Below are 14,456 nucleotides of genomic sequence, written 5' to 3'. Positions count from 1 at the left end.
ATAATCAGGCAATTACTAAAATACCAGCCCGCTCTTTCACTCTTTCGCTCTTGCACCTTTAGATTTTCTGGCCAATTCCAGCGCCTGTGTGGTCGTGTAGTATTTGGCAATCATGTTTGGGACTTCCCAGGTGGGTAGGCTACCGGCTTTCAGATAATCCAGGTATTTCTGGGCAACCCGACCAAAGTGCGCTTCGTGACCTTCTTTGTATTTTTCCGGGATAATAACTTCCCAACCGGCAGCTATTTTCTTTACCTCAACACCCGGAAATTCTTTCTGAATGGTGGGCAGAACGGTCTTCAGCGAAGCTTCCAAACCCTTGTTTCCCCCAACAGCCTCTACGTATAAAGTTGGCTTGTATTGCTGAGCTGCTCCCTGTCGGATCATCAGGTTAGCCTTGGTGCCACGCATGATGGAGTAGTGTGTATCGCCCGCGCCTTCGGGTGCCTTGTAAGCCCAGGTAACTGATACTTTAGCGTGTACTCCTTTCAACTGGTAATTGATTTCACCATTGCTGTACACCTGCAGAATGCTGTCTTTCACTACGTCCTTTTTGAGGTAATCCGGGAAAGCATCCTGTTTGGTTATCGCCTTAAATTGGCTCAGACTCATGTCCGTCGTCCACCGACGTGCCGATGTCAGACTGATGTCTTTTTGATAATCAATCGTTTGCTCAGGGAAGCATTCCCATTGCACTAAATCGACCAGGTGAGTGGTTACGTCTACTATACCTTCGCCCTGCTGAGCCACATCCATAAACCAGGCCGGACGAGTGAGGATACTACCCGATACGTTCTTGTAAAAATGGTGCACACTTTCTTTGGTAACCGCTGGATTTTCAGGCGTACCTTTTTCCAACGTACCAAACACTTCCGCTTGCTGCGAAAACGCCCGTTGCAGCATGGTCGTAATTTCGTACCGCTCTGTCATGATGTCGTAAAGCATCACCTTGTTTTTTTCAGCAGTAGCAAACGACTCTTTCAACTGGTCGAAGTTCGACGCGCTAATTACCATTGGCTTATCGGCTAGTACGTTGAAGCCAGCCCCAACTGTTTTCTGGATATAGTCCGTCTTCAGGCGGTTGTTACCTGCCATGACCACTACGTTACCAGCTTTGTCGGCGATCATCTTATCGAAAAAGTCGGTGCCTTTGTACACCTCTTCTTTCCAATGGGTTGGGTTTTCGGCACGGGTGTTGTAGCCCTCAATTTTATCGAGATGCAGTTGTAAATCTGGGCCATCGGGAGCATACACATGCACAACCGAATCGACGCCCTCGTACATGATTTTCTGAACCAGTGCCGCATGGAAATGGCCGGGATCTAAGGTAATCAGGCGGATCGCTGATGTATCGATTTCATTCTTCGATGACTGACAGGCAGTAATCAATGCAGCCATAAGTAGGCAACCAACGGTGGGGTATAACTTCATTGACATGGTTTTTTAAACACGGAGATAACGGAGGTTTCCACGGAGAACACGGGAATAAAATACAAATAGAAATCTCTATGTTCTCCGTGAAAACCTCCGTTATCTCCGTGTTTAACTAATTAATTAAGATTATTTGGCTGACGCTACCATTTTAATCGCGTAGGGTGCCCGTTGCGGACGCGATAGGAGTTTGTTGGCTTCGGGATCATTTTTGAATTGTTCCTTCTTGGGGTCCCAATACAGTTTGCGGTTCAGTTTCATGGCTGCATGATGTAACAAACAGGCTGAGCACGAACGGTGGCCCACTTCGGCAGGAGCGATGGGTTCTTTTCGGCTTACGATACTTTCCAGCCAGTTGCCGTGATGCTCCTTGCTGACAGTCAGGTGAGTTTCGTTGGGTCCAATAACCGACGTCAGGATTTTTGGATCACTGGCATCGAGTTTCTTGGCCGCGTTTTGTTTGGCAATCGGGTCACTGGCCGTCACAGCCGCATCACCCCGCGAAACGAAAATCCAGCCCTTTGTTCCTTCAAACCGAATGCCGTTAGCTATTTCGTTGGTTACGATCATGTGTACGCCATTCGCATACATGGCTTCGGTTTTGAAGATGCCATGTACATCCCACAAACCACTTTTTGGGAAATCGGCGTGGCCCCATATTTCAATCGGGCCAGTATGTTCCGTATCCATAGCCCAGTGCGCTGAATCAACGTGGTGCGCACCCCAGCCGGTAATCATACCTGCGCCAAATTGCTCGCAACGCAACCAGCCCGGACGGTCATAACCAACCTGCGGATGCACCCGTTTTTCGGTATAATACACTTCGGGTGTTGTGCCGAGCCACATGTCGTAGTTGAGGTTTTTCGGGACGGGCATTTGCGGTTCTTCATCGCCCGATGGATCACCCGGCAGACCAACATATACAGTTTTCAACTCGCCAATCCGGCCATTACGTACCAATTCGGCAGCATATCGAAACTGCTCCGACGAGCGTTGCTGGCTGCCCACCTGCACAATCTGACCAGATTGTTTCACCGCGTCGGCCATCATGCGTCCTTCGGCAATGGTGAGCGACGCAGGTTTCTGCATATAAACATCCTTCTTAGCCCGAACAGCATCAATCACAATAGGCGCGTGCCAGTGATCTGGGGTGCTGACAATGACAGCGTCAATATCTTTATTGAGTAACAATTCGCGATAATCGGTATAAGCCCGAACGCCATCGTAATTATCCTTACCTGTTTTCTTGGCATACACGCCATTAACGAGTTGCTTCGCTTCTTCGGCCCGTTTGCTGTCCAGGTCGCAAACGGCCATAATGAGTGCGTTATCGTACTGCCAAACGCCCGGCATGTCGTGCCCACGGGAGATACGTCCGGTACCAATAGCGGCCACATTGATTCGGTTGCTGGGGGCATTTTTACCAAATACCGAAGCGGGTACAATCGTCGGAAAACCACTGATGATTGCAGATGATGCGAGGGTACCTTTAGCTGCCAGATCAATGAATTTTCTCCGGGAGACAGTTGATTTTTTTTCAGTTGACATAATCGGCAAGGTTCAGGGACGATTCATATGCTACAGAAGATCTGGCGTAGTGATTTTTACTATTCTTTTTACCTGTAAACCGCTTGCCCAGCTAAAGATTATACCTCTTTTCTGTCACTATTCTACCCCTCTCACCGTCTCATACCGATAACTAACGTAGCGATAACTACGGATTTTGTTTCAACTGAATTTCCCGTTCTTTACTGCTTGATTATTAACTATTTGTTTCTTGTACTTATGCGGCAACGCTTCTTCCTTTTCCTCTTTCTGGCCGGGTTTACTTCATCCTGTATGTTTGGCTCTTATCCATCCGGTTACCCGTCGGGTGGTGGGCAACAATACCCACCCAGTGGGCAGCAATCGCCCGATGATACGTATCCAAACTCAGGCAATCAGTCGGGTAATTACCCCAATTCAGGTACTCAACCGGGGTCTGGTCGATCCGCCGATCCTGGTGTAACCGTCAATAGCATTCGCCTGACAAAGGATTACACCATTTTGAATCTGACATTTGTCAATACAAACCAGCCCCAGAGAGACCGAAATGGCCAGCTAATGGGACAGGAATTCATTGAATTCGATCCAGCCGGGCAACTGGTAGCTGCGAATGGAGCCAGGAAGTTTGGGTTCCTCAAAGCTGAGGGCATCCCCTTGAAATCAATAACTCCTAAACTCGATCGAAATGGCCAAAGAATTCAAGAAGGAATAACCACGCTCCCTGGCGATAAAGTCACATTCACACTCTATTTTGAGCGATTAGACAAAGGGTTGGAAAATTTTGATTTGTTTGAATGCAACGACTATGATCAGATCGTTTGCTGGAATATCTACAACCTCTACGTCAATAACCCTGCCGACCCAATCGTTTATAATCCCCCAACTAAGCCAGCACAAAAACCAACGCCCGTACCTAACCTTCCCAAAAAGAAAACAAATCTACCTCCAGCTCCGTCGGGCGAATCGGGTGGTGAAATGGAGTCTCCAAAAACTAAACCGACTCCTGCTCCAACACCCGTAATCACGATTGTGAACGTATCGGGCATCGTAAGCGATGCAAAAAACAAGCGTCCCGTTACAGCCACGATCGACTATCAACTTTCGGCCAGCAAGCAGGCTATCGACTCTGTGCAGAGTTTTGCCTCAACTGGAGCCTACAGAATGAGTCTGCAAAAAGGTCAGGTTTACACCTATATCGCATCGGCACGAGGCTATCAGTCGGCTAGTGGTGTATTGGATTTAAGCAAAATAGCCGGCGGTCAAAAACTCACACGAGATATTGCGCTCACACCCTTAGCCGTGGGCGATAAAGTAACGCTGAAGAACATTTATTTCGAGATGTCGAAATCGGATCTGCTCTCAGCCTCCTATGCTGAGTTAGACAAGTTGGTTTCCATGATGCAGGACAATCCAAATATGAGTATCCGACTCGAAGGACACACCGATATCATAGGTGACCACGACAAAAACCTGCAACTCTCCCGCGACCGGGTCATTGCCTGTCAGCGCTATCTGGTTCAGAAAGGCATCGACATCGACCGAATCCAAACCGTGGGCTACGGTGACACACGACCTATTCTAACTAAAGGAACGGATGAAGAGCGGAAGGTCAACCGCCGGGTGGAGTTTGTGATTCTGGCGATTTAAGTGTTCACCTCACCCCTACCCCCTCTCCTAAAACAGGAGAGGGGGAACTCAATTACCCTATTTTTCACCCCTCTCCTGTTTTAGGAGAGGGGCTGGGGGTGAGGTGATATTAATTCACATCTTTCCCTTGACTCAACACGCCGAGTAACCGTTCCACATTGGCTTTATTAGCTGCATCCGGAGCGAGTGCGAGTGCTTTTTTGCCCCAGTCCGTAGCCGACTTATAATCACCAACGGCTGAGTAAGCCCGCATCAGTCCCATATCCGAGATGAATACGTTCGGGTATTTTTTCGCTACTTCCTGAAAGTGCATTAATGCTTCTTTTGATTTTTTCTGGCCGATGAGTTGCCGACCATATTGATACGACTCCTGCAAGCTGGCCAGCGGTATTGCTTCTTTCATGAGTGCATCAGCTTCCGCACTTCGATTCATCAGGGTAAGTATACGCGCTTTGGTACTTAGCGTGCCAAACGTCTTTTCGCCCACAAACTGGCCATTAATCGAATAATCAGCCCAGCGAAGGCCTTCTTCAAGATCCGTTTTATGGTCGGCGGTATAGGCAGCCGCTTGTTGATAGGCATCGGCTCTAAAGCCTTTTTCGCCCCGCAGCTCGTTACGTAGTGACACCAGTTGGGTTTGCACCAGATTAACCTTCACGGTAAACGGAATTACCCATTTTTCCCAGAGCAACGCAACTACGGCTGAACTATCGGTTTCATTCATAAACTCGTACCTAAGCCGCTCGACGGTTGGCTGATCTTTGATTGGCTTCACCGTAACACGTAGCGCATCTTCCTTAGGATCATAGAAATAGCTACCCCACGAACTGGCATTTTTCGAGAAAACAACCGTCACATCATTTTCCTGCACACCCATCATCAGGCCATAGGTTCCGGCGGCTAAGGGTTTACCTTCAATCGTTACGTCGGTGCTGAATGAAATGGTCGTGTTCTCATTGGCACCCGCCCGCCAGGGCGCTTCCTTACTAGTACCGAAGTTTAAATCTTTAAATCCATAGTGCACCAGTTGACCCCAAATTTTACCCTCACGTCCTTTCAATGCCGGGCGATTGTACTGAATGGTCACGGCTGTAATGCCAATATCTTCACTTACAGATGCTTTTTTATTCCCGCCATCCGCAGGAAATCTGAGTTGAGCAATAGCCGATAACGAACTCAAATACAGGCAAAATGCGCTGAATAGCAACGTAGTTCTTTTCATGATTTAGTTGTTGATAAGTGTTTAGGAAATAAATGATTGATAAGGCTTCAAGGTACTGATTTGTACCTTGGTCAGGCAAGGCGAATTACATGAGCGGTTTAGTCCTGCCCTTTTATTCAACAACTTACGAATTGATAGACTCAATAAGACTCAGCAGCTCGTCGGCAGGTATGATATTAACTTTAGGAAACGGAAGCGTCTTCAATACCCCAAAATGCCCATCATTTGTAACGATATAATCAGCATTACAGGCCAGGGCACAATCAACGAATTTATTATCGTCGGGATCGACGGTTATCAGTTCCCATCTGTAGTATCGTGTGACAGGCAATGTGTTAGGTGCATTATCGATTGTTTCTAACACGTAGCGGGTTCTCTCCACGCCGAGTCGTTGGTTTAGAATTTCTTCATATTCTTCCAACATGTCAGTCGTCACGCAGAGCGTGAACAACTCATTAATAAATGACTGATAGATAGCGTGATAAGGCGAACGACTGGAGATAGCAACCAACAGAACGTTGGTATCAATGACAACTTTAAGAGATGTTGCCTGAGGGTATTCCAATAAAGATGACATGGCTGTTAAGCAAACTTACCCATTGCTTTCAGCCCCTTTGTCGGCATTGGTGTTTGTCGAGCAAATGTATGACAAAATACAGGTTTGCCAATATGGAAATTAGTATCTGGCTGGCTTATAAGGCGTCCGTAAATGAGTGTTTAAAATCTCGTCTACTTTTTGATCGTCCCAGTTTTGCTCGTCCCAAACCTGATCGGCTCCTTCAATGGCTTTTTGAGCAAAATAATGAACAATCATACGCTTAATAGCCACCCAATCGGCGTCATCCACCTTATGAGAAAACATCTTCAGTAAATCAAGTTGAGGCTCAGTAAGTGGACTATGCAGGTTATTTTCCATACAACTAAAAAGCTATGCCTGTGAACTATGAACGTTATAAACCAGATACTTTGTTCAGCCTTTATACAAAGGTAACTAGAAATGTGGAGTCATTCGCGACCCACCCTATGCCCTAAATTTCCGTATCTTTGCCAATTATTTTTTAACCGCACGACAAGCTCCGGTTCTGACAGGAGATAAATCGTGCTTTTCGATTATGCCAGGCGTGAAGTACCAACAATATGAGTCCCTCGACTACGCGCAGATTGCAGCCGAGGTACTGACTTACTGGAATCAGAATCAGGTATTTGAACAGTCGGTGGCGATCCGCGATGGACAACCCACCTTTACGTTCTACGAAGGACCACCCTCAGCCAATGGGACGCCGGGTATTCACCACGTAATGGCCCGGACGATCAAGGACATTTTCTGCCGCTACAAAACACTGCAAGGCTTTCAGGTCGAGCGGAAAGGCGGCTGGGATACGCATGGTCTACCCATTGAATTGCAGGTTGAAAAAGAATTGGGTATTACCAAAGACCACATCGGCAAACCAGAGTCGGAAGGCGGTATTAGCGTGGAAGACTATAACCGCAAATGCCGCGAAACGGTCATGCGGTTTACGGATCAGTGGAACGACCTGACCCAGAAAATGGGCTATTGGGTGGATCTGGATAACCCGTACGTCACGTACAAAAATGAGTACATTGAATCGGTCTGGTATTTGCTCAAGCAATTGTACGACAAGAACTTGCTGTACAAAGGCTATACCATTCAGCCGTATTCTCCAAAGGCAGGTACAGGTCTGAGTTCGCACGAGTTGAACATGCCGGGTACCTACAAAGATGTGCGCGACACAACTATTGTGGCTCAGTTTAAGGTGAAACCCAGCGGCAAATCGGGCTTTTTGTTTTTCGATTCTGCCGATGCCGACATCTATATCCTGGCCTGGACTACTACGCCCTGGACATTGCCTGCCAACTCAGCTCTGACCGTTGGTGCCAACATAGACTATGTGATGGTAAAAACCATCAACCCGTACACACATGTAGTTGTGCATGTGGTGATGGCGAAAAACTTAGTGGGACGTTGGTTGAACGAGAAAGGCAAAGTCGATTCGCGTAACAGTCCTGCCTTCGATGCTTACCTACCTACGGATAAAATAACGCCCTGGACCATTGTATCTGAGTTTAAAGGCCAGCATCTCGAAGGCATTGAATACGAGCAATTGATGCCATATGTGCAGCCAGACAAGCCAGCTTTCCGGGTTATTCTGGGCGATTTCGTGACAACCGAAGATGGTACGGGGATTGTTCATACCTCGCCTACTTTTGGTGCCGATGACTTTCGGGTAGCACAAGCTGCGGGTATCCCGCCGATCATGGTCAAGGATGAGACGGGAAAAGATGTACCGATTGTGGATAAACACGGCCAGTTTGTGGATGAAATCACAGATTATGCCGGACGATATGTGAAAGAAGAGTATTACTCTGACGAAGAACGTGAAGACCCTGATTTCAAACCGACCGATGTGCTCATCGCGATCAAGCTGAAAGAAGAAAACAAAGCGTTCCGGGTTGAGAAATATGAACACCCTTACCCACACTGCTGGCGGACGGATAAACCGATTTTGTATTATCCGCTCGATAGCTGGTTTATCCGGACAACGGCGAAGAAAGATCGACTGGTTGAACTGAACAAAACCATCAACTGGCAACCCGAAAGTACGGGCACAGGTCGCTTCGGCAACTGGCTCGAAAATCTTGTGGACTGGAACCTCAGTCGTAGCCGTTTCTGGGGGACACCATTACCCATCTGGCGAAGCGAAACAGGCGAAGAGGTTTGCATCGGTTCAGTTGACGACATGAAGAAACATGTCGCGAAAGCGCAGGAATCTGGCAAACTGACGGCTGAGCAGCAAGCGAAGAACGGCGAGTTTCTGCAGAAACTTGCGTCGGGAGACTACGATCTTCACCGTCCTTATGTTGACGAAGTGTATTTCGTATCGGAAAGTGGCCAGGTGATGCAGCGGGAATCTGACCTGATTGACGTTTGGTTCGATTCGGGAGCGATGCCGTATGCGCAGTGGCATTATCCGTTCGAGAATCAGGACATCTTCAAAAAAGCGTTCCCGGCTGATTTTATCTCCGAGGGCGTTGACCAAACACGCGGCTGGTTCTTCACACTCCATGCTATCGGAGTGATGCTGTTCGATTCGGTAGCGTTTAAAAACGTGGTTTCGACAGGGTTGGTGTTGGACAAGAACGGCAACAAAATGTCGAAGCGGTTGGGCAACGCCGTTGACCCATTTGCTACGTTAGCCAAGTATGGTCCCGATGCTACACGCTGGTACATGATCACCAACGCTGAGCCCTGGGATAACCTGAAATTCAATACGGATGGCATTGGTGAAGTGCAGCGGAAGTTGTTTGGAACCTTATCCAATACGTATAACTTCTTCGCACTCTACGCCAATCTGGACAAGTTTTCGTTTGCCGGACGTACTGTTCCAGTAGCCCAACGCCCTGAATTGGACCGCTGGATTTTGTCCAAGCTGCAATCGCTGGTACTCGAAGTTGAAGAGCAATTCGATAGTTATAACCCGACTAAAGCTGGGCGGGCCGTTCAGGATTTTGTGAATGATCAATTGTCGAACTGGTACGTCCGGTTATCACGCAGACGTTTCTGGCAAGGTGAGTTAACGACCGATAAACAGGCCGCATACGAAACACTGCACGAATGTCTGACAACTGTATCACAACTGATGTCGCCCATCGCGCCGTTCTACGCCGACTGGCTTTATCGAAATTTAACAGGGATTGGCACGAATGATGCTTCGGTGCATCTCACAAATTTCCCGGTTGCCAATCAAAACCTGATCGACACAGAACTCGAACGGTCAATGGAACTGGCGCAACAAGTTTCATCTTTGGTACATTCTTTGCGGAAAGGCCATAAATTAAAAGTTCGGCAGCCTCTAAGTCGCGTACTGGTTCCGGTGCTAAACACCGATACGCGTCGGCAAATTGAGCACGTAAGCCCGATAATTATGTCGGAAGTGAATGTGAAAGCCGTTGAGTTTGTCGACGATGCCAGCGGCATTCTGAAGAAAAAAGTAAAACCAAACTTCAAGGCCCTTGGTCCCAAGTTTGGGAAACAGATGAAAGATGTTGCGGCTGTAATCACCGCTATGACACCTGAGCAGTTGAAGCAACTGGAGGAAGCCAACAGCTTACAACTAGGCGCTTACGATTTACAATTAGCCGATGTAGAGATTCTAACGGAAGACATTCCAGGCTGGCTCGTTGCCAGTGAAGGTGGTTTAACCGTTGCGCTGGATGTTAATGTTACAGACGAACTGCGCGGAGAAGGCATCGCCCGCGATTTTGTGAATCGTGTTCAAAATCTGCGTAAAGACCGCGATTTCTCGGTAACCGACAAAATTCGCATTGAACTTGAGCGGAATGATGAAACACTGGCCACAGCTATTGAGAGCAATCAGGAGTATATCCGCCAGGAAGTTCAGGCGGTTTCACTGGATTTAGTCAGTGATCTAAATGGCTCTGCTGTTGAGATTGAAATGGATGAATTCCAATTAAGGCTTAAGGTAGACAGAGTGTAACGTCAATAGTTTTTTCCATAAATAAAAAGTCACTCTATATAAATTATAGGGTGACTTTTTATTTATGGAATTTATTTTTTTTAAACATGCATATTACCCACTATAGAAAAATAAGTACACAACGGCATGAATGTTGTATGTGCAATATTGAGTAAGTAGTTGATTGCTGTGTTAATTCCCTTGCTGCCATTTGTTGAAGCGGGCCAGCCATACTCACATCACTAGCCCATTTGAGAGAACATCAGCTTGCATTAATTAAATCTGCATTCACCTAAAATCTTACGACGTTGATAGACTATTTACGAACTACACTACACTCATTTGTCAATAATTATCAGGCCGTTATGTGGCGTTTGCGTGAGTGTTCGCTCAACGATGAGCAGTTAGGAATTGCCGTGGGCTTGAGTGGTAACGCTATCCGGAATCGACGCAGTAAACCCGATCTCTGGAAATTATCGGATGTTGAGCGATTAGCGGCTCATTTTACGCTACCAGTTACCGCCTGCGTCCAGTTAAATCAGGCGCTTCATGATTTACCCATCAATCTAAAAAAGTTAAGTCCCGAAGAACGCCGACGTACAGAACGAAAGTTGCTTGTTAAGACAGCACAACTGGAATCCTATAATCAGAGCGACTGGCCCGTTCGAAATTTATTGAAGATGCATCAGGCTTTAGACAAAGTATAATTAGTAATTATCTGATTGTTAACAAATTACACCTACTGGCGGAATTGTCGACCAGTAGGTGTAATTTTACGGTGGACTTCTAGTTCACCACATGAAAAATACACTTCTACTCGCTATCATTTTTCTTTTCTTTTTTGTACAGAAAACTGTAGCTCAAGTACCTACTATTGTCCGAGGGCCTTATTTACAGGTATTGACCTCAACCTCGGTCGTTGTTCGCTGGCGTACAGATCAGCCCACAACAGGCCGAGTATGGTTTGGCCCATCTGCCAGCCAATTGACAAAAGATACTCGCGAAACGCAGCCCACCCTCGAACATGTCCTCACGCTCACAGGTTTACAACCCGCAACCCGTTATGCATATGCCATTGGCTATGATGATACACAATTAGCGGCCGGCCCAGATTATTACGTTAAAACTGCCGTTCCCGCTGGCGATACGCGTCCCTTTCGGATGTGGGTATTAGGTGATTTTGGCAGTGGTAATGACAACCAGACAAATGTGTATCAAGCTTACCGAAACGCCACCGCTAATCGCCCGGTCGATTTATGGGTGTGGCTTGGCGACAATGCTTATTCGTTTGGATTCGAAGAAGAATATCAGCGATTGGTCTTTCCGGTTTACGCAGCTACACTTCGCAACACACCTCTATTTATTACACCCGGCAATCACGATTATGCCGATAGTGAAACAAATACCAACACGGCCTACTTCAACCTGTTTTCATTCCCACAGCAAGGCGAAGCCGGAGGCATACCTTCGGGATCAAAATCGTATTATTCAGGCAATTATGGCAATGTGCATTTAATTTCGCTTGACTCGCAAGGCAGGCCAGACGGTCAATATCGCCTTTATGATACAACCTCGACGCAGGTACAATGGCTCAAAAAAGATCTTGCTGCCAACAAGCTTCCCTGGACAATTGTCATTTTCCATCACCCGCCTTACAGTAAAGGGGGTCACAATTCTGACACGGAGGAATCCATGCGACTCATTCGCGAGAATCTAATTCCTATTTTGGAACGCTATGGAGTCGATTTAGTCCTCAACGGCCATAGCCACGGCTATGAGCGAACCTATCGAATTAAGGGATTACGTGGTTTAGCAAAAACCTACGATAAAAGCCAAAATCTAGTCGAAAATACAACTGCCCGTTACGATGGTTCGGCAAACTCCTGCCCTATTCTGACCAAAGGGCAAGGCACCGTATATGTTGTCAATGGATCGGGTGGTCAATTAGGAGGCCAATCTGTCGATTTCCCGCACCCGGCTACGGTTTATAATAACACAACTCTTGGTGGATCAATGCTTTTGGACGTAAACGACAATCGCCTGGATGCGCAATTAGTTATGTCCGATGGTTCGGTACAGGACAAGTTCACGATCATGAAAAACGTGAATAAATCAGCGTCACTAACAACCGAATTTGCCGATACACTCACGTTTTCAGCTTCCTGGGTTGGCGATTACCGGTGGTCAGGAGGGCAGACTGGCCGCACGATTCGTTACGTGGCCGATAAGGCAGGAACATTTCCGGTCGTTGTCAATGACAATCAGCAGTGCCTGACCGATCAATTTACTGTCACTGTCCAGCAACCCCCAAAACTAACGGCCAAAGTATCAGTCAATGCATCAGTTTGTGTAGGCAGTACCTTCGCTGTTACGGCTATACCCGAAAATACGACAAAAGCCGCTGGCTGGCAGTATGACGTGCTGCTGTCTGATGCATCGGGTGATTTCACTACTGAAAAGATTGTTGGCTCAGGCACACTCAACACATTAAGTGCAACGATTCCGGCCAATTTAGTGCCCGGAGCAGGCTATCGGTTGCAGGTGAGGCCACGCGGTATTCCCTATGCACAGCTTATTGCCAGTGGTGGATTTGCAGTTAAACCTTTACCAACGGCTACCCTATCCGGTTCGACAACTGTATTGCAGGGACAGTCAATTAATCTCTCACTCAGTTTCACGGGCGATGGCCCCTGGAAAGGAACACTATCCGACGGTACGGCTTTCTCCAGTAGTGTAACGCCAACAGCCCTGACGCTCCAACCGACTAAATCTATTGTCTACACCGTAGCTAGTGTCGAAAATAGTTGCGGTAAAGGCAGTACTTCGGGCCAAGCGTCAATAACAGTTCTTTTACCCACCGCCGAAGAAGAGTTTTCTGGCGGACAACTACGAGTTTATCCCAACCCAACTCATGAAGTTGTCTATGTGGAGTTGACGACGACGCAAAAAAAGGAAGTCAGTGTAAGCCTTCGTGATTTGCAGGGCCGGGCGATATTTCAGAAACAATTCGGTACGGTTTCATCTGTGAATGAAACGATCCCGATGCCACATACCGCAGGAACGTATCTGCTTACTATTCAGGCTGGGCAAAATAAGATAACCCGAAAGGTTGTGCGACAGTAGAAAAGGGCGGGTTAATTTAAAGAACTTGGCCTACCCCAAAAAGCACGACAAACAACAGGGTTGTAAGAGCAAGCTGCCCAAGACGAGCGTTGAGTTCAACAGGATTTTTGTGCGTTGCGATAGCTCGACCATTCAGAATAAACAATGGGAACGCTAATAGATAAACGTAGCTGAACCAGTTGGCACCTGTCAGAAACGAGTAAGCAACAGCACAGAACATTCCGGTTAGAAGAAGCCCCCAGTGATACCGAATAGCTAATGATAGTCCAATCCGTGCAGGAATAGAGCGTTTGCCAGTCATTGTATCAGTTTCGATGTCGCGGATGTTGTTGACGTTCAGTACACCTGTTGCAAATAGACCAACACTGGTTGCAGGTAAGAGCAAGATAGCATTGAACGAGAGCGTATGCAGAAAATACGTCCCTAATACGCCCACCCAACCAAAGAAAATCAAGACGGCAATATCACCGAAGCCTGCATACCCATAAGGCCGTTTGCCATTTGTATAGCCAATGGCGGCTGCAATACTCAGTAATCCCAATACCAGGAAAAACCAGAAAACCGTAGCCCCAGCGTCATAGAAAGCCAGGATAAGCAAGCCGATTCCGGAAACCAGCGAGAGCACTGACATGATTATAATGCCTCGCATCATCGCTTCTTTGGTAATGTCGCCGGTGGCAACCGCCCTGCGAGGCCCAACACGAAGTTCAGTGTCTTTACCCGATACCGCATCGCCGTAGTCATTGGCAAAGTTGGACAGGATTTGCAGGAAGATGGTCGTTAGAGCGGCTAATAGGGCTATCGACCAGCTAAAATGATGGTCGGCCGAGGCCAGAAAGCTCCCGAGAATAATACTGGCTAAGGATAGCGGTAACGTACGCGGCCGAGCGGCTGCAATCCAGCTCTTTATCATGTGTGCAAAGAGCGAAAGAGCGAAAGAGTGAAAGAACGAAAGAATGATTAAAGCTTGCGCCTATGATTCACCCTTTCGT

At 47.3% G+C, this 14,456-nt stretch carries 10 protein-coding genes; 4 read left to right on the top strand and 6 right to left on the bottom strand.

Annotated elements, in window-relative coordinates:
• Nucleotides 1-36: 36 nt before the first annotated feature.
• Nucleotides 37-1,431, bottom strand: a complete 1,395-nt coding sequence (locus GO755_RS13625; protein ID WP_157585590.1) for a putative oxidoreductase C-terminal domain-containing protein — start codon at nt 1,429-1,431, stop codon at nt 37-39.
• A gap of 129 nt (nt 1,432-1,560) precedes the next feature.
• Entirely contained in the window at nt 1,561-2,979 is a 1,419-nt protein-coding gene (locus tag GO755_RS13620) for a Gfo/Idh/MocA family protein (RefSeq protein WP_157585588.1), read from the bottom strand.
• 237 nt (nt 2,980-3,216) lie between these two features.
• Here GO755_RS13620 and GO755_RS13615 point away from each other — a divergent pair, with 237 nt between their 5' ends.
• Nucleotides 3,217-4,623, top strand: a complete 1,407-nt coding sequence (locus GO755_RS13615) for an OmpA family protein (protein ID WP_157585586.1) — start codon at nt 3,217-3,219, stop codon at nt 4,621-4,623.
• A gap of 109 nt (nt 4,624-4,732) precedes the next feature.
• Here the strand turns inward: GO755_RS13615 and GO755_RS13610 are convergent, their stop codons facing one another.
• The 3 genes from GO755_RS13610 to GO755_RS13600 form a co-directional block, all read right to left on the bottom strand.
• Entirely contained in the window at nt 4,733-5,845 is a 1,113-nt protein-coding gene (locus GO755_RS13610) for a DUF2911 domain-containing protein (RefSeq protein ID WP_157585584.1), read from the bottom strand.
• Between the two features lie 124 nt (nt 5,846-5,969).
• Nucleotides 5,970-6,422, bottom strand: coding sequence for a putative toxin-antitoxin system toxin component, PIN family (locus GO755_RS13605; RefSeq protein WP_157585582.1), 453 nt, complete (start codon nt 6,420-6,422; stop codon nt 5,970-5,972).
• 99 nt (nt 6,423-6,521) lie between these two features.
• Nucleotides 6,522-6,761, bottom strand: coding sequence for a hypothetical protein (locus GO755_RS13600; protein ID WP_157585580.1), 240 nt, complete (start codon nt 6,759-6,761; stop codon nt 6,522-6,524).
• 196 nt (nt 6,762-6,957) lie between these two features.
• Here GO755_RS13600 and ileS point away from each other — a divergent pair, with 196 nt between their 5' ends.
• From ileS to GO755_RS13585, 3 genes are all read left to right on the top strand, one after another.
• On the top strand, nt 6,958-10,362 hold the full coding sequence (ileS, locus tag GO755_RS13595; protein ID WP_157585578.1) for an isoleucine--tRNA ligase: 3,405 nt from the start codon (nt 6,958-6,960) through the stop codon (nt 10,360-10,362).
• 287 nt (nt 10,363-10,649) lie between these two features.
• Nucleotides 10,650-11,048, top strand: coding sequence for a hypothetical protein (locus tag GO755_RS13590; protein ID WP_227686948.1), 399 nt, complete (start codon nt 10,650-10,652; stop codon nt 11,046-11,048).
• A gap of 91 nt (nt 11,049-11,139) precedes the next feature.
• A complete protein-coding gene (locus GO755_RS13585) occupies nt 11,140-13,464 on the top strand; it encodes a metallophosphoesterase (protein ID WP_157585576.1) in 2,325 nt (774 codons plus the stop codon).
• Between the two features lie 16 nt (nt 13,465-13,480).
• Here the strand turns inward: GO755_RS13585 and GO755_RS13580 are convergent, their stop codons facing one another.
• Nucleotides 13,481-14,374 carry a 1,4-dihydroxy-2-naphthoate polyprenyltransferase gene (locus tag GO755_RS13580; RefSeq protein WP_317165869.1) on the bottom strand — a complete coding sequence of 298 codons (894 nt, stop codon included), beginning with the start codon at nt 14,372-14,374 and terminating at the stop codon, nt 13,481-13,483.
• Nucleotides 14,375-14,456 lie beyond the last annotated feature (82 nt).

It is taken from the genome of Spirosoma arboris (assembly GCF_009754945.1).
GTDB lineage: Bacteria > Bacteroidota > Bacteroidia > Cytophagales > Spirosomataceae > Spirosoma > Spirosoma arboris.
This window is presented reverse-complemented; position numbering and strand designations above follow the sequence as displayed.